This is a genomic window from uncultured Xanthomonas sp. (assembly GCF_964278005.1).
Classification (GTDB): domain Bacteria; phylum Pseudomonadota; class Gammaproteobacteria; order Xanthomonadales; family Xanthomonadaceae; genus Xanthomonas_A; species Xanthomonas_A sontii.
The window spans coordinates 197421-213562 of record NZ_CAXYKF010000001.1 but is presented as its reverse complement, the minus strand read 5'-3'; the positions used below and the strand labels follow the sequence as shown (position 1 = coordinate 213562).

Genomic DNA, 16142 nt, shown 5'->3' with positions numbered 1-16142 from the left:
GAATCCCCAATCTCGAATCCCCAATCCCGCGGCCGCAGGCCACGGCCCAGACTTGGCAGAGCCGGGGCCGGCCGCTATAATCGTCGGTTCACCGCGCCATCCTGGCGACTGGGCAACACCGGAAACTCACCATGGTCAAGATCCGCCTTACCCGTGGCGGCGCCAAGAAGCGCCCCTTCTACCACATCATCGTCACCGACGTGCGCAGCGCGCGCGACGGCCGCAACATCGAACGCGTCGGTTACTACAACCCGGTCGCCCAGGGCGCCGAGCCGCGCGTGGTGCTGGACCTGGCCCGCGTCGACCATTGGGTGTCCAATGGCGCGCAGCTGACCGACAAGGTGCGCAACCTGTACAAGGAAGCCACCAAGAACCAGGCCGCCGCGGCCTGATTCCGCGGGCCGCGCCCAGCGCGCGGCCCTCGCGTTTGCCCCCAATGAAAGACAGCCAGCGCCGCATCCTGCTCGGTCGGGTCCTCGGCGCGTTCGGCATCCGTGGCGAGGCCAAGCTCGAGTCCTGGACCGAGCCGCGCCTCGCCATTTTCCGTTATCAGCCCTGGATCGTGCGCAAGCCCGACGGCAGCGAGAGCAGCCTCAGCGGCGTGCGCGGCCGCGAGTCCGGCAAGTACCTGATCGCCACGCTGCCCGAGGTCACCGACCGCGACGCGGTCGAGGCCCTGCGCGGCACCGAGATCTACGTGGCGCGCAGCAGCCTGCCGCCGCCGCGCCCGGACGAGTACTACTGGGTGGACCTGGAAGGCCTGGACGTGCGCACCGTCGACGGCGTGGCGCTGGGGCAGGTGTCGCACCTGTTCTCCACCGGCGCCAACGACGTGCTGGTGGTGCGCGGCGACCGCGAACGGCTGGTGCCGTTCGTGCAGCCGGACTACATCAAGTCGGTGGATTTCGAGGCCAACCTGGTCGTGGTCGACTGGGACCCCGAGTTCTGAGCGAAGCGGCCATGCGGCCGCTTTGGCTTTTGCCTTTCCCATTCCCTATTCCCCATTCCCGGCTCCCCATTCCCAGCCTCATGCGCATCGACGTCATCAGCCTGTTCCCCGAGTTCGTCGCCCAGTGCGCCGGGTTCGGCGTGGTCGGGCGGGCGCAGGAGCGCGCGCTGCTGGACCTGCACGGTTGGAACCCGCGCGACTACGCCAGCGGCGGCTACCGCAAGGTCGACGACCGGCCGTTCGGCGGCGGCCCGGGCATGGTGATGATGATCGAGCCGCTGCAGGCCTGCCTGCAGGCGGTGCGCGCGGCCGATCCGCAGCCGGCGCCGCTGATCTACCTGAGCCCGCAAGGCCGGCCGCTGACCCAGGCCAAGGCCCGCGAACTGGCCGCGCTGCCGCGGCTGCTGCTGCTGTGCGGGCGCTACGAGGGCGTGGACGAGCGTTTCGTCGCCGCCGCGGTGGACGAGGAAATCTCGATCGGCGACTACGTGCTGTCCGGCGGCGAACTGGCCGCGGCGGTGCTGGTGGATGCGGTCACCCGGCTGCAGGAGGGGGCGCTGAACGACGCCGAATCCGCGGCCCAGGACAGTTTCGAGGGCCCGGACGGCCTGCTCGACTGCCCGCACTACACCCATCCGCGCGAACACGCATTGGGCGAGGTGCCGGCGGTGCTGCGTTCCGGCAACCACGCCGCGATCGCGCGCTGGCGGCGCATGCAGGCGCTGGGGCGGACCTGGCTGCGGCGTCCGGAACTGCTGGACGAGACGGCGCTGAGCGCGGCCGACCGGCGCCTGCTGCAGGAATTCCGCCAGGAGCGGGAGGCGGCGCAGGCCGCCGAACAGGAAAATCCATCCAAGCCCTAGCCATTGCCGCCGGGCTGGGTTAAAATGCCCGGCTTTCCGGCCAGTGCGCTCCGTGCTTGGCCCATCCGATATCGCGCAATCGCCGTGCGGCGACTGCCGGACCACCTCACCAGACACAAGCGGTGCCCACCATGAGCAAGCTCAACAAGACCATCCTGGCCGACTTCGAAGCCGCCCAGATCCAGCGCAAGCTGCCGGAGTTCAACCAGGGCGACACCGTCGTCGTCAACGTCAAGGTGAAGGAAGGCAACCGCGAGCGCGTGCAGGCCTACGAAGGCGTGGTGATCGGCACCAAGAACGCCGGCCTGAACTCCTCGTTCACCGTGCGCAAGATCTCGCACGGCTACGGCGTCGAGCGCGTGTTCCAGACCCACAGCGCCACCATCGACTCGGTCGAAGTGAAGCGCCGCGGCAAGGTCCGCGCCGGCAAGCTGTACTACCTGCGTGGCCTGGAAGGCAAGGCCGCCCGCATCAAGGAAGATCTGGCCGCCGCTGCGCAGGCCAAGGTCGCGCGCCAGGCCGCTGCTGCCGCCGCCAAGGCCGAGTAATCATCCGGCGACCCTCGGTCGCTGCCGCAACGGCCGCCTTCGGGCGGCCGTTTGCGTTTGTGGCAGCGTGTGTTGCACCTCGTGGAGGCGGCGCCATCAGGCCCGCGTTGTGGGGTCTGGCCGTTGTAGGGATAGCGTCAGTCGCTTCCCCACAAGGGCAGGGCTGGCGCCCTTGTGGGAGGGACTTCAGTCCCGACGCGTGACGGTGTCGGACGGCTTGGGCTTAGTTCGCTGCGGCTGCATGACAGTCGACTCCCGCACAGACAATGGCGCCTGTGGATCGCGACGCGAGCGCAGCGCTCAGCGCGCCGGATCCTGCGCCACCGCCACGTCGGCGACCGGTGCCGGCGGCTGCACCGGCACTTCCGCCGGATGCGCCACGGTCTCCGGCCGCGACGGCGCCAGCATCCGCGCGGTGCGCCAGTTGCCCCAGCGGTAATACGCCAGCGACAGCAGCATCGCGCAGGTGGCGCTGGTCGGGAAGCTCCACCACACCGCATCCACGCCCAGCTGCGGCTGCAGCAACTGCGCGAACGGCACGCGGATGCCCCAGAGCGACAGCGCCAGGATCAGCAGTGGCGGCACCACCGCACCGGTGGCGCGGACCACGCCGGAGATGACGAAGGTGACGCCGAAGAACAGGAACGACCACACCGCGATGTGGTTGAGGTGGCGCGCGATCTCCAGCGCCGCGCTGTGCGGCGGCAGGAACAGCGCCAGGGTCCAGCGGTCGAACAGGATCAGCGGCGCGATCAGCGCGCCGGTCAGCAGGAAGTTGAACAGCACGCCCTTGCGCGCGGTCGCCGCGACCCGGTCCCAGCGCTGCGCGCCGACGTTCTGCGCGGCCATCGACGAGCAGGCCGCGCCGATCGCCATCGCCGGCATCTGCAGGTAGGCCCACAGCTGCAGCGCCGCGCCGTAGGCCGCGGAGGTGGCGGTGCCATAGCCGTTGACCAGCGAGATCATCACGATCATCGCCAGCGAGATCAGCACCATCTGCAGGCCCATCGGCACGCCCTTGACGATCAGCGCGCGCAGGATCGGCAGGTCGAGCCGGAACAGCCGCGCGTCGCGGCGGCCCAGCCACAGCACGTGGCGTTTGTGCCGCAGGTACAGCAGCAACCCGGTCAGCGACACCGCCTGCGCGATCAGCGTGGCCCAGGCCGCCCCGGCGATGCCCAGCTTGGGGAACGGCCCCAGCCCGAACAGCAGCAGCGGATTGAAGCCGATGTCCAACGCCACCGACAGCAGCAGGAAGCGGAACGGCGTGCGCGAATCGCCGGTGCCGCGCAGCGCCGCCGACAGGAACGCGAAGGTGTACAGCAGCGGCATCGCCAGGAAGATCACCCGCAGATAGGCCTCGGCCAGCGGCAGCGACGCCGCCGGCGTGCCCATCGCCGCCAGCAGGTGCCGCGCCAGCCACCAGCCGCCGGCGGCGATCAATACCGAGATGCCGATGAAGAAGGTGGCGCTGGTGCCCATCACCCGCCGCGCCTGGGCCACGTCACTGCGGCCCATCGCCTGGCCGATCAGGATGGTGGCGGCCATGCCGATGCCGAACACCGAGCCGATCAGGAAGAACATGATGCTGTTGGCGTTGGCCGCGGCGGTGAGCGCCGCTTCGCCGAGATAGCGGCCGATCCACACGGCATTGACCGAGCCGTTGAGCGACTGCGCGATGTTGCCGGCCAGGATCGGCAGCGAGAACAGCAGCAACTGGCGGCCGATCGGGCCTTCGGTGAGCGCAGCGGGCTTGGTCATCGCGGGTCGGGAGCGAGCGTGAGCCGGCCACACTAGCACCGACGGATGTCGGCGGGGCGATGGGCGGATCTGGGTCTGCAGCGTTCGTGCCGCAGGCAGGCAGGGGACGGGCCTGCGCCGCCCCACGGCGGGTGGCGTGGGCCGTCGCGCTCGGCGGCCGGTCCTGTCCGAGTCGCGGTGGTGCGCTGCGGCGAGGGTGGAACTGCGTTCGGCACGGCTCGGGTCATTGCTTGGTGCCGGGTAGGGGGCGACGCCAGCAACGGCATGGGACCTGCCTCGAGGTCGCTCGCTCTCTGCCAACCCATTCATCCCGGAAAGGTGAGCCCCTGCGGCGCGGTGCTTGCATTGGTGCGATCGCATCGCCATCTGTGCGGAGAGACGTGTGCGCCGCGCATGCCCTCAGCGGCGCGATGGTCTCCGCTCCGGCGCCGCCTTTTGACTGCCTGCAATCCCCAACGCGAGTGGATGTCGAGCAACGCAATGAATGAATCTGTCGTACAAGCTGCCGCGGTGCGCCTGGATGTCTGGCTGTGGGCCGCGCGCTTCTTCAAGACCCGCAGCCTGGCCAAGCAGGCAGTGGAGACCGGCAAGGTGGACGTGGCCGGGCAGCGGCCGAAATCCTCGCGCGCGGTGCGCGTGGGCGAGCAGGTGCGCGTGCAGCGCGGCGACGAGGTGTTCGAGATCCAGGTGCTGGGATTGAGCGATACCCGCGGCCCGGCCAGCGTGGCGCAGACCCTGTACCTGGAGAGCGAGGCCTCGCGCGAGCGCCGTGCGCAGTTGCGCGCGCAGCGCAGCGCCGAGCGCAACGGCTACCAGGCGCCGGAGGGCAAACCGGACAAGCGTGCGCGGCGGCTGATCCGCGCGCTGGGGGATCTGGACGCGCTGTAGCCGAGTCCGCTGCGCCTGGCCGAGGATCGGTGCGGTTGACCGAGTTGCAGCGACGACCGAATGGTGCCGTGACGTTGCCGAAGGTGGGTGGTGCGCTGGTCGCGTGTTTCGCTCGATGTCCAGTCGCTGCAAGCAACACCATGTTTCCTCGACTGCATGCAGTCGGGACTGAAGGCCCTCCCACGACCGGCTTGCGTTCTGGCGAGCGTCGGCGTGCTCATTGCGGTTGACACACCGTGGGAGCGACTTCAGCCGCGACGCAGGGCGGTCATTCCTCGTCATCCCCATTCGTGCGTTGCCCTCTGCGACAGAGCGTGTGGAGCCGTTGCACTCGCGACAACGCCCCGGCGAGCGGGGCGTTGTCGTCATGCAAGCAGGACACGCGAGGCGCCGTTGCGGCGCCCCGTCTGCCGTCGTCAGGCGGCCAGGTCGAAGCGATCCAGCTGCATCACCTTGGTCCAGGCGGCGACGAAGTCGCGTACGAACTTCGCCTGCGCGTCGGCGCTGGCGTAGACCTCGGCCACCGCGCGCAGCACCGAGTTGGAGCCGAACACCAGGTCGGCGCGGGTGCCGGTCCACTTCAACGCGCCGCTCTTGCGGTCGCGGCCTTCGTAGACGTCCTTCATCTCCGAGGTCGCCTTCCACTCGGTGCCCATGTCCAGCAGGTTGGCGAAGAAGTCGTTGCTGAGCACGCCCGGGCGATCGGTGAACACGCCGTGCGCGGACTGGCCGCTGTTGGCGCCGAGTACGCGCAGGCCGCCGACCAGCACAGTCATCTCCGGGGCGGTCAGGGTCAGCAACTGCGCCTTGTCGATCAGCAGGGCTTCGGCCGACAGTGCGTAACGGCGCCTGGCGTAGTTGCGGAAACCATCGGCGATCGGTTCCAGTACCGCGAACGACTCAACGTCGGTCTGTTCCTGCGAGGCATCCATGCGGCCCGGCACGAACGGCACCTCGACGATCTGTCCGGCCAGCTTGGCTGCCTGTTCCACCGCGGCGGCACCGCCGAGCACGATCAGGTCGGCCAGCGAGATCTTCTTGCCGCCGCTCTGCGCGCCGTTGAACTGCGCCTGGATGTCCTCCAGCGTGGCCAGCACCTGTGCCAGCTGCGCCGGCTGGTTGACTTCCCAATCCTTCTGCGGGGCCAGGCGAATGCGCGCACCGTTGGCGCCGCCGCGCATGTCCGAGCCACGGAAGGTGGAGGCCGCGGCCCAGGCGGTGGACACCAGTTGCGCCACGCTCAGCCCGGAGTCGAGCAGGGTCTTCTTCAGTGCGGCGATATCCTGCGCGTCGACCAGCGGGTGGTTCACGGCCGGGATCGGGTCCTGCCACAGCAGTTCTTCGGCCGGCACGTCCGGGCCGAGGTAGCGCGCACGCGGGCCCATGTCGCGGTGGGTCAGCTTGAACCAGGCGCGGGCGAAGGCATCGGCGAACTGTTGCGGATTCTCCAGGAAGCGGCGCGAGATCTTCTCGTAGGCCGGGTCGAAGCGCAGCGCCAGGTCGGTGGTGAGCATGGTCGGCAGGTGCTTCTTCGACGCATCGTGCGCGTCCGGAATCACCGCCTCGGCGTTCTTGGCCACCCACTGGTGGGCGCCGGCCGGGCTCTTGCTCAGTTCCCAGTCGAACTTGAACAGGTGCTCGAAGAACTCGTTGGTCCACTGCGCCGGCTTGGTGGTCCAGGTGACTTCCAGGCCGCTGGTGATAGTGTCGCCGCCCTTGCCGCTGCCGAAGCTGTTGGACCAGCCCAGGCCTTGGCTCTCCAGGTCGGACGCTTCCGGCTCGGCGCCGACGTGGTCGGCCGGGCCGGCGCCGTGGGTCTTGCCGAAGGTGTGGCCGCCGGCGATCAGCGCCACGGTCTCTTCGTCGTTCATGGCCATGCGGCCGAAGGTGTCGCGGATGTCCTTGGCCGCCAGCAGCGGGTCGGGATTGCCGTCCGGGCCTTCCGGATTGACGTAGATCAGGCCCATCTGCACCGCGGCCAGCGGGTTCTCCAGGTCGCGGGTATGGCGCACTTCGCTGTCGTCGTCCTTCACCAGCACGCCGTGCGCCTCGTCCACGCCCGGCGAGCCGTGCGCGTAGCGCTCGTCGCCGCCCAGCCACTTGGTCTCGCGGCCCCAGTACACGTCCTGGTCCGGCTCCCAGGTGTCGGCGCGGCCGCCGGCGAAGCCGAAGGTCTTGAAGCCCATCGATTCCAGCGCGACGTTGCCGGTGAGGATCAGCAGGTCGGCCCAGGAGATGGCCTGGCCGTACTTCTGCTTGATCGGCCACAGCAGGCGCCGCGCCTTGTCCAGGCTGACGTTGTCCGGCCAGCTGTTGAGCGGAGCGAAACGCTGCTGGCCGCGGCCACCGCCGCCACGGCCGTCGCCGGTGCGGTAGGTGCCGGCGCTATGCCAGGCCATGCGCACGAACAGCGGGCCGTAGTGGCCGAAGTCGGCCGGCCACCAGTCCTGCGAATCGGTCATCAGTGCGTGCAGGTCGCGCTTGAGCGCTTCCAGATCGAGCTGCTTGAACGCCGTGGCGTAATCGAACTGCGGGTCCAGCGGGTTGGAACGGGCCGAATGCTGGTTGAGCAGGTCCACGCGCAACTGCTTGGGCCACCAGTCGCGATTGCTGGTGCCGCTGCCGCTGGCAGCCTGGTGGAACGGGCATTTCGATTCGCTGGTCATGGGAGGCTGCCTTGGCTCTTGGTGGACGAGATGGGGTGGCTCGGCGCCGCGATCATACGGCGGCGACACGGTGAAACTGGAGACACGATAGGCGGAAGCCGCGATTTAGAGAATTCGAATTCTTCTAATCAATCGATAGCGTGCAGCTATCGCATCGATGGCGGTGTGCGGTGTGGCCGCGCATCGCTCGCCTGCCCAGCGCTCCTGCAGTGGCCGCATGCCGCGTGCGTCGGTGACAGGATTCAGTCGACCGGCATCACGTCGAAATCGCCGCCCAGCACGCGTTCCAGGCGTCCGCTGCGCCAGCCGCGGACGCTGTCGCGCACCAGCGGCGAAGGCGCGATCCGATAGCGTCGGCACACCCGCAGTTCGTCCTCGCCGATGGGCGCGCGCCGTGCCTGCCCGGGCAGGTCGGGAGCGACCCGCACCTGCACCGCGAGCCGGCGCAGGGTCGGTTCGTCGACCTCCTGCTCCTGCACGTGCAGGCCGGCTTCCGCGTCCAGCAACGCCAGTGCCCCGAAACCGGCGATGGCCAGCCAGGCGCGGCCTTGCTGCGGATCCTGTGCCAGCACGTCCACCCGCATGTTGCGCTGCTCGGCCCAGGCCAGATACATCTGCAGCAGACGTTGCCACCACTGCCGTGCTTCGGCCGGATGCCGGTGCAGCTCGCTGGCGCCGATGCGCAGGTCCAGCAGCGCATCCTGCGGGCGTTGCTCCTGCAGCGCGGTGCTGGCCAGGTGCAGCAGCCACAGCAACTGGGTCAGGCGCGCCACGAACTCGCCGTCGCGCTGGGCGCCGCCGTCCAGCCGCGCGCGCAGGCGCACGGCGGTGGCCAGCGCGCTTTCGATGCGGTCGCGGCGCTCGATCCGGTCCAGCACCTGGAAGCGGCCGGATTGCGACCAGAAATCGCGCTCGCCCATGGCGGCGAAGTCCGCCTCGCGCGCCTGCCGCCAGGCCGGCGCGGCGTGCGATTCCTGCAGGCGATGCAAGGCCGCATCCAGGCGCGGCAGGACCGCGCTGTCTGCATTGGGCGCGTACACCAGGTCGCGCAGATCCGTGGGCGTGGCGGGGTCGACCGCCGCGGGCAGGGGCTCCGGCGTCGGCGGCGCGTCCGCTGCGATGAAGCGCACGTCGAGGCGGTCGCCGGCGCCGCGCACGAACAGGAACTGGTCGCCTTCGGGGGCGCGTTGCTCGACGATGCTGCGTGCCAGGGGCGCGAGCAGATGCTGTTCGATCGCGCGGCGCAGCGGCCGCGCGCCCAGGTCCGGAGTGAAGCCGCGGTCGAGCAGGAACTCGATCGCCGACGGCTCCCATTCCACCGCCCAGGCGCGATTGCGCAGACCGCGCCGGGTCAGCGTGCGATCCAGTTCCTTGTGCAGGATCTCGCGCATCAGCGCCCGATCCAGCGGGTTGAACAGCACCACTTTGTCGAGCCGGTTGACGAACTCGCGGCGGAAGGTCTCGTACACCGCCTTTTCCACCGCGTTGCGCGAGTAGCCGCCGGCGACGGTGGCGAAGCCGGGGCCGGCGCCGCGGGCCAGCGTGGCGCCGACGTTGCTGGTGAGAATGATGATGCTGTGGCGGAAGTCGGCGGTATTGCCGTTGCGGTCGCTCAGGCGGGCGTCGTCGAACACCTGCAGGAACAGGTCCCAGACCTTGGGGTGGGCCTTCTCGAACTCGTCCAGCAGCACCACCGAGAACGGCTGCTCGCGGATGCGCGCGATCAGCGTGCGCTGCCCGGCGCTGTCGTCGCCGGTGAGCCGGTACAGCGCGTCCTCGCCCTGGAACTCGCTCATGTCCAGGCGCAGCAGGCGCTCGGGAGTGCCGAACAGCAGTTCGCCCAGTGCCTTGGCCAATTCGGTCTTGCCGGTGCCGGTCGGGCCGGCGAACAGGAACACGCCGATCGGGCGGCGGCTGTCGATCAGCCCGGCCTTGAGCATGGCGATGCGGTCGAGCAGGGTCTCCACCGCCTCGTCCTGGCCCAGCACGCGCTTGCGGAAGAAACGGCGCAGCGTCTCCAGTTCCAGCCGTTGGCGATCGTCGATCACCTCCAGCGGCAGCCCGCTGCGCCTGGCCACCGCCTGCAGCAGGGCATCGTCGTCCAGCGGCAGGCGTGCGTCGCCGCCGTCCTTCGCGGCCTGCAGGGTCTCGTCGAGCAGCTGCAGCAGGCGGCCGGGTTCGTGCTGATCGGGGAAGTACTGCGCGGCCAGGCGTTCGGCTTCGGCCAGGGCGCGCGCGTCGATCACCTCGGTCTGCAGCGCCTGCGCCTGGGCCTGCGCCCACTGTGCGCCGATCTGCGCCAGCGCGGTGGACGCGGCCGGTGCCAGCGTCACCACTTCGAAGCGCGAACGCGTGGTCGGCCGCGCCACCTGCAACTGCGCCAGTTGCCGCGGCGTGATCTCGCCGATCAGGCGCAGCTCACCGCGCTCCAGCGCCGGCAGCACCAGATCGAGGATGCCGCGCGGATCGCGCGAATGCGCGCCCTTGTGCAGCAGGTCGTAGAAGTCCGGCGCGCGCCACAGGGCGCGCTCGCGGTGCAGGACCGCCAGCATCTCGCGGATGCGTCCCTCCAGTTCGCCGATGTAGCTCTGCCCCGCCAGGATCTCCGCGGCGGAGGCCTCGAACACACGCCAGCCTTCGCCGAGCAGGCGTTCGCTGAGCAGGTCGATCAGCACGCTCTTGCCCACGCCGTGCTCGCCGACCAGCAGGACCGGTTGCGGAGGCGTGGTCACCACGTGCTCGTAGGCGCGCTGCAAGGCCGCGTCCAGCCCCGGGTGGTGCAGGCGCAGGCGCGCCGGCACCGCGGCGACGACACGGCCGAAGCCGCCGAGCACGCGCTGCTCGCGACGCTGCTTGCGTGCGTTTTGCAGGCGCTGCAGGAACGGCTCCAGCACGGGTTCCTTGAACTGCGCCAGGGTGTCGCCGAGTGCGGTCAGCGCTGCATCGTCGAGTTCGTCGAAATCCACCGGGCGGTCCGCCGGGGCCTTGCTTGCGGCCCACTGCAGATAGGCGCGCAGGCGTTGCCGGAACGGGACGACGTTCCACCACCAGTCGCGTGCGTGGCGCAGCAGCGCGTGCAGATGGTCGGCATCCGGCAGGCGCTGCAGGTAGTCGAACAGGAAGCTCAGCGGATACGAACCCAGGTGCGGGAGCACGTCCAGGACCGCGTCCGCATCCTGGGGGCGGCGTTGCGCCAAGGCCTGCGCTGCCATGCACGGCAGCACATAGCCTGGGCTGCCCAGCGCCTCGACCAGTTCCTGATGGGAGAACTCCGCGCCTGCCAGCAGCGCCACGCCGTGCTGGAACTGCGGAATCTGTGCCAGATCGGCAGGGCTGTGGATCTGCTCGTCCTGTGCTTCCACCTGCTGGCGCAGCCGCTGCAGATGCTGCGCCGGGGTCTCCTGCGTTGCCTCGGGCGCGGCGTGGTGGTTGTCGCCGGCGTCGGTCGCCGGTGCAGGCCGCTGCGCGGAGGCGCTGCGCCCGAGAGGGCGCGCCAGATGCAACAGCACCGCACCGACGACCACGCCGATGGCGAAAAGGGCAAATTCCATCATCGTCGCCTCAGTCCCGGATGCCGCGACGGCCGCTGCGCGGATGTGGCGCCCGCATGGCACCTGCGATGGTGCAGCGGACCGGGGGGCGTGACGACGTTCGCGAGCGTGGCTGCATGCGTTCCCTCGTTGGATGTAGCCGTCGCGGACGCGTGCGGCCTGTGCTGGTGCGCGCGGCCCCGTTTGCGACGGAGCGGGGCGGCGCGTTCGCCGTCGAGTATAGAAGTCCGTGTTTCCTCCAGGCGACAGCGTCGCTGCGCAGTGCGACACCGATCGGACTGCAGCGCCAGGCGGGCTGCCTGACGCACCAGCGCCTCCCGTTGGCGGCGCCTGCCCACTATCCTGTCGCGATGACCCAGCGCGCCACCCGTCTGCTGCGCCTGCTCGACGCCCTGCGCGGGCGCCGCCGGCCCGTGGCCGGGGCACAGCTCGCCGCCGATCTGGGAGTGAGCCTGCGCACGCTGTACCGCGACATCGCCAGCCTGCGCGGGCAGGGCGCCGACATCCTCGGCGACCCGGGCGTGGGCTACGTGCTGCGCCCGGGCTTCCTGCTGCCGGAGTTGAACTTCAGCGAGGACGAGCTGGAAGCGCTGACCCTGGGCGCGCGCTGGGTGGCGAGCCAGGCCGATCCGGAACTGGCGCAGGCCGCGCAGCGCGCCATCACCCGGATCGGGGCGTCGCTGCCGGCACCGTTGCGGCTGGCGCTGGAGACCAGCGGGTTGCTGGTGCCCGCGGCGCCGCCCGCGCAGCCGGCGGCACCGTGGCTGCCGGTGCTGCGTCGCGGCATCCGCCTGGAACACGTGCTGCACATGGACTATGCCGATGCCGGCGGCGTCGCCTCGCAACGGCGCATCTGGCCGTTCGCGATGGCCTTCCTGGGCGGTTTCGGCATGATCGCGGCGTGGTGCGAACTGCGCGGCGATTTCCGCCATTTCCGTGCCGACCGGGTGTTGGCGCTGCGCGACGACAGCGAACGCTACCCGACGCGGCGGCATCTGCTGATCCGGCGCTGGCGCGCCGCTACCGGACACGGCGTCGGCTCCTGACAGCAGGTGTCAGCAGGGCACGCGCAGACTGCGTGGCGTCCACCACGGAGTCCGACCATGTCCCACGATCTTGTGCTCTACACCCACCCCATGTCGCGCGGCCGCATCGCGCGCTGGATGCTCGAAGAAACCGGCCTGCCGTACCGCGCGCAGATCCTCGACTACGGCACCGGCATGAAGGCGCCGGCGTATCTGGCGATCAACCCGATGGGCAAGGTGCCGGCGCTGGTCCACGGCACCACCACCGTCACCGAGAACGCGGCGATCTGCGCCTACCTAGCCGACCTGGTGCCGGAGCGGCAACTGGCGCCGCCGCTTGGATCGCCGGCGCGTGGCGATTACTACCGCTGGCTGTTCCTGCTGGCCGGCCCGGCCGAGGCGTTCCTGACCGCCAGGCAGCACGGCACGCTGGCCCCGGCGCACAGCGCGGGCTACGGCCATGGCGAGGATCTGCTGGACATGCTGGAGCAGGGCGTCGCCGGTCGCGAGCACCTGGCCGGCGATCGCTTCAGCGCAGCCGACCTGTATGCCGCGGCGTTCCTCGGCTTCTACACGCGCATCGGTGTGCTGCAGGCGCGGCCGGCGTTTGTCGCCTTCGTGCAGCGGCACATGGCGCGCCCGGCGGCGCAGCGTGCCGCGGCCATCGACGATGCGTTGCTGGCGGCGCATCCCAACCCGTTCATGCCGCGCCCGAGCGCCGTGCCGGCGAGCGCCTAGCGGGATGTGGGATGACTGGCGGTTGGGTGTGCCGTGCGGGCGGACCCTCACCCCAACCCCTCTCCCGACGGGAGAGGGGCTCTAGCGCTTTCCTTCTCCCCTTGGGAGAAGGTGCCCCGAAGGGGCGGATGAGGGTGCGGGCGCAGCCTCGTACGTCCTGGCGCTGCGAGACGCTTCGCGCCGGACCCTCACCCCAACCCCTCTCCCGATGGGAGAGGGGCTTTGGCGCTTCCCTTCTCCCTCCGGGACCATGGCCCCCTTTTTGGGAGAAGGTGCCCCGAAGGGGCGGATGAGGGTGCGGGCGCAGCCTCGTGTGTCCTGGCGCTGCGAGACGCTTCGCGCCGGACCCTCACCCCAACCCCTCTCCCGGTGGGAGAGGGGCTGAATCGCAGGCCGCCTACAGCAGCGACTTGAGCCGGTACAGCGCTTCCAGCGCCTGCTTGGGCGTGAGTTCGTCCGGATCCAGCGCAGCCAATGCTTCCTGCGCGGCGGAGGGCGTGGCCGCGAACAGGCCGAACTGCTGCGGCGCGTCCAGCGCCTGCGGCGCCATCTGCGAGGCATGGCTTTCGCCGCCGCGTTGCTCCAGTTCCGCCAGGCGTCGCCGCGCCTGCGCCACCGTGGCCTTGGGCAGGCCGGCCAGCGCCGCCACCTGCAGGCCGAAGCTGCGGTTGGCCGGGCCGTCCTTGACCGCGTGCATGAACACCAGGCGGTCGCCGTGCTCGACCGCGTCCAGGTGCACGTTGGCGATGCCGCTGGCGCCGCCTTCGACCGATTCGTCGGCCAATGCGGTCAGCTCGAAATAGTGCGTGGCGAACAGCGTGTAGCAGCGGTTGTGGTGCGCGAGATGGCGCGCCACCGCGTCGGCCAGGGCCAGGCCGTCGTAGGTGGAGGTGCCGCGGCCGATCTCGTCCATCAGCACCAGCGACTGCGCAGTGGCGTGGTGCAGGATGTAGCTGGTCTCGGCCATCTCGACCATGAAGGTGGACTGGCCGCGCGCCAGGTCGTCGCCGGCGCCGATGCGGGTGAGGATGCGGTCGATCGGGCCGATCACCGCGCGCCGCGCCGGCACGTAGCTGCCGATGTGCGCGAGCAGCACGATCAGCGCGTTCTGGCGCATGTAGGTCGATTTACCGCCCATGTTCGGGCCGGTGATCACCAGCATGCGGCGGTCGGGGTGCAGGTCCAGGTCGTTCGGCTCGAACGGCTGCTCGCGCACCGCTTCCACCACCGGGTGGCGGCCGCGTTCGATGCGCAGGCAGGCGCCGGTCTCGAGTTCCGGCTGGGTCCAGTCCAGCGCCTGCGCGCGTTCGGCGAAGCCGGCCAGCACGTCCAGTTCGCTGAGCGCGGCGGCGGCGCGCTTGAGCGGCTCCAGGCGCTCGCCCAGCGTGTCCAGCAACCCTTCGTAGAGCAGCTTCTCGCGCGACAACGCGCGCTCGCGCGCCGACAGCACCTTGTCCTCGAAGTTCTTCAGTTCCTCGGTGATGTAGCGTTCGGCGTTGGTCAGGGTCTGGCGCCGGCTGTAGTGCACCGGCGCCTTGTCGGCCTGGCCCTTGCTGATCTCGATGTAGTAACCATGCACGCGGTTGTAGCCGACCTTCAGCGTGGCGATGCCGCTGTTGGCGCGTTCGCGCGCTTCCAGGTCGATCAGGAACTGGTCGGCGTTGGTGCTGAGCCGGCGCAGTTCGTCCAGTTCGGCGTCGTAGTCGGCGGCGATGACGCCGCCGTCGCTGAGCTTGAGCGGCGGCTGCTCGGCGATCGCCGACGCCAGCAGGTGCGCGATCTCGTCGTGCTGGCCCAGCTCCGCCGCCAGCGCGGCCAGCCGCGGCGAATCCAGCGGTGCCAGGACCGCGCGCACCTTCGGCAGCAGGCCCAGGCCGTCGCGCAGCGTGGAGAAGTCGCGCGGGCGCGCCGAACGCAGGGCGACGCGGGTGAGGATGCGTTCGACGTCGCCGAGTGCGCGGAACGCCTCGCGCAGGTCGGCGTCGGCGCCGCGGTCGATCAGCGTACCGACCGCGTGGTGGCGCTGCACCAGCACCTCGCGCAGGCGCAGCGGGCGGTGCAGCCAGCGCCGCAGCAGGCGCCCGCCCATCGGCGTGACCGTGCTGTCGAGCACGCCGAGCAGGGTGTTGCGGGTGTCCCCGTCCACACGCGTGTCCAGTTCCAGGTGACGTCGCGTGGCCGCGTTCATCGCGATCGCCTCGCCGGCGGTCTCCATCGCGATCGCGGTCAGGTGCGGCAGGCGCTGTTTCTGGGTTTCCTCCACGTAGCCGAGCAGGGCGCCGGCGGCAGCGGTGGCGCGCGGCTTGTCGTCGATGCCGAAGCCGCTCAGATCGTGCAACTGGAAGAACGCCAGCAACTGGCGGCGGCCGCTGTCGGCGTCGAACAGCCACGGCGGCCGGCGGCGCACGCCGCGGCGCTCGCGCAGGAACTCCGGCCACTGGTCCTCGTCGGGCACCAGCAGTTCGGCCGGCTCCAGTCGCGCCAGTTCCGCCTCCAGCGCGTCCTCGTTGTCCACCTCGTTGACCAGGAAACGGCCGCCGGCCAGGTCGGCCCAGGCCAGGCCGTAGCCCTGTTTGGTGCGCGCGATCGCCATCAGCAAGGTGTCGCGGCGCTCGTCCAGCAAGGCCTCGTCGGTGACCGTGCCGGGAGTGACGATGCGCACCACCTTGCGCTCGACCAGGCCCTTGGCCAGCGCCGGATCGCCGATCTGCTCGCAGATCGCCACCGACTCGCCCAGCGCCACCAGCCGTGCCAGATAGCCCTCGTAGGCATGCACCGGCACCCCGGCCATCGGAATCGGCGCACCGCCGGAACTGCCGCGCTGGGTCAGGGTGATGTCCAGCAGCCGCGCGGCCTTGCGCGCGTCGTCGTAGAACAGTTCGTAGAAATCGCCCATGCGGAAGAACAGCAGCAGGTCCGGGTATTCGGACTTGGCGGCGAAGAACTGCTTCATCAGCGGGGTGTGCTCCGCTGCGCTTCCAGGAGCTTGGGTTTTTTCTCGATTCTGCATCTGATTCAGTGACTTAAGGAATTTCGGGGTGACTGTCCGTGGACAAGTATGGACGGGTGCCGGCAGCAAATGACAGCGTGGCGCGGCGCCAGCCCGGTGCGTGGTTCGATGCGCCACCTGCCGATCCACGGTGCAACGTCGGG

The 16142-nt window shown here is 70.1% G+C and carries 11 protein-coding genes; 7 read left to right on the top strand and 4 right to left on the bottom strand.

The features are described from left to right. Nucleotides 1-131: 131 nt before the first annotated feature. The 4 genes from rpsP to rplS all read left to right on the top strand — a co-directional run bounded on the left by rpsP (nt 132) and on the right by rplS (nt 2360). On the top strand, nt 132-392 hold the full coding sequence (gene rpsP / locus ACHWVH_RS00865) for a 30S ribosomal protein S16 (protein ID WP_010342240.1): 261 nt from the start codon (nt 132-134) through the stop codon (nt 390-392). A 44-nt stretch (nt 393-436) separates the two neighbouring features. Next, a complete protein-coding gene (gene rimM, locus ACHWVH_RS00860; protein ID WP_017907937.1) occupies nt 437-949 on the top strand; it encodes a ribosome maturation factor RimM in 513 nt (170 codons plus the stop codon). A gap of 80 nt (nt 950-1029) precedes the next feature. Next, the gene (gene trmD / locus ACHWVH_RS00855; protein WP_152180425.1) at nt 1030-1812 is read left to right on the top strand and encodes a tRNA (guanosine(37)-N1)-methyltransferase TrmD; all 783 of its coding nucleotides are present in this window, start codon (nt 1030-1032) and stop codon (nt 1810-1812) included. Between the two features lie 131 nt (nt 1813-1943). Beyond that, nucleotides 1944-2360: a 50S ribosomal protein L19 gene (rplS, locus tag ACHWVH_RS00850; RefSeq protein ID WP_010342237.1), complete on the top strand. Its 417-nt coding sequence runs from the start codon at nt 1944-1946 to the stop codon at nt 2358-2360. Between the two features lie 300 nt (nt 2361-2660). Here the strand turns inward: rplS and ACHWVH_RS00845 are convergent, their stop codons facing one another. Continuing rightward, nucleotides 2661-4121: an MATE family efflux transporter gene (locus ACHWVH_RS00845; protein ID WP_267087026.1), complete on the bottom strand. Its 1461-nt coding sequence runs from the start codon at nt 4119-4121 to the stop codon at nt 2661-2663. A 480-nt stretch (nt 4122-4601) separates the two neighbouring features. On the opposite strand from ACHWVH_RS00845, the gene ACHWVH_RS00840 reads away from it, so the two are divergent. Continuing rightward, nucleotides 4602-5009: an RNA-binding S4 domain-containing protein gene (locus tag ACHWVH_RS00840; RefSeq protein ID WP_043092749.1), complete on the top strand. Its 408-nt coding sequence runs from the start codon at nt 4602-4604 to the stop codon at nt 5007-5009. A 416-nt stretch (nt 5010-5425) separates the two neighbouring features. Here the strand turns inward: ACHWVH_RS00840 and katG are convergent, their stop codons facing one another. Together katG and ACHWVH_RS00830 are read right to left on the bottom strand one after the other, a co-directional pair. After that, entirely contained in the window at nt 5426-7675 is a 2250-nt protein-coding gene (katG, locus tag ACHWVH_RS00835; RefSeq protein ID WP_394686470.1) for a catalase/peroxidase HPI, read from the bottom strand. Nucleotides 7676-7917: 242 nt separating this feature from the next. Beyond that, nucleotides 7918-11226: an AAA family ATPase gene (locus ACHWVH_RS00830; protein ID WP_394686469.1), complete on the bottom strand. Its 3309-nt coding sequence runs from the start codon at nt 11224-11226 to the stop codon at nt 7918-7920. 350 nt (nt 11227-11576) lie between these two features. Between ACHWVH_RS00830 and ACHWVH_RS00825 the strand changes: the two genes are divergently transcribed. Both ACHWVH_RS00825 and ACHWVH_RS00820 read left to right on the top strand, forming a co-directional pair. Beyond that, nucleotides 11577-12272 carry a YafY family protein gene (locus ACHWVH_RS00825; RefSeq protein ID WP_267102839.1) on the top strand — a complete coding sequence of 232 codons (696 nt, stop codon included), beginning with the start codon at nt 11577-11579 and terminating at the stop codon, nt 12270-12272. 57 nt (nt 12273-12329) lie between these two features. Beyond that, the gene (locus ACHWVH_RS00820; RefSeq protein ID WP_295843015.1) at nt 12330-12989 is read left to right on the top strand and encodes a glutathione S-transferase family protein; all 660 of its coding nucleotides are present in this window, start codon (nt 12330-12332) and stop codon (nt 12987-12989) included. A gap of 397 nt (nt 12990-13386) precedes the next feature. Here ACHWVH_RS00820 and mutS read toward each other — a convergent pair whose 3' ends face one another. Further along, nucleotides 13387-15999: a DNA mismatch repair protein MutS gene (gene mutS, locus ACHWVH_RS00815; RefSeq protein ID WP_394686468.1), complete on the bottom strand. Its 2613-nt coding sequence runs from the start codon at nt 15997-15999 to the stop codon at nt 13387-13389. Nucleotides 16000-16142: the final 143 nt, after the last annotated feature.

Coding starts and splice junctions, on each gene's coding strand:
- mutS (WP_394686468.1), bottom strand. CDS start 15,999: ATGCAGAATCGAGAAAAAACCCAAGCTCCTGGAAGCGCAGCGGAGCAC.
- ACHWVH_RS00820 (WP_295843015.1), top strand. CDS start 12,330: ATGTCCCACGATCTTGTGCTCTACACCCACCCCATGTCGCGCGGCCGC.
- rimM (WP_017907937.1), top strand. CDS start 437: ATGAAAGACAGCCAGCGCCGCATCCTGCTCGGTCGGGTCCTCGGCGCG.
- rpsP (WP_010342240.1), top strand. CDS start 132: ATGGTCAAGATCCGCCTTACCCGTGGCGGCGCCAAGAAGCGCCCCTTC.
- rplS (WP_010342237.1), top strand. CDS start 1,944: ATGAGCAAGCTCAACAAGACCATCCTGGCCGACTTCGAAGCCGCCCAG.
- katG (WP_394686470.1), bottom strand. CDS start 7,675: ATGACCAGCGAATCGAAATGCCCGTTCCACCAGGCTGCCAGCGGCAGC.
- ACHWVH_RS00825 (WP_267102839.1), top strand. CDS start 11,577: ATGACCCAGCGCGCCACCCGTCTGCTGCGCCTGCTCGACGCCCTGCGC.
- ACHWVH_RS00845 (WP_267087026.1), bottom strand. CDS start 4,121: ATGACCAAGCCCGCTGCGCTCACCGAAGGCCCGATCGGCCGCCAGTTG.
- ACHWVH_RS00830 (WP_394686469.1), bottom strand. CDS start 11,226: ATGGAATTTGCCCTTTTCGCCATCGGCGTGGTCGTCGGTGCGGTGCTG.
- ACHWVH_RS00840 (WP_043092749.1), top strand. CDS start 4,602: ATGAATGAATCTGTCGTACAAGCTGCCGCGGTGCGCCTGGATGTCTGG.
- trmD (WP_152180425.1), top strand. CDS start 1,030: ATGCGCATCGACGTCATCAGCCTGTTCCCCGAGTTCGTCGCCCAGTGC.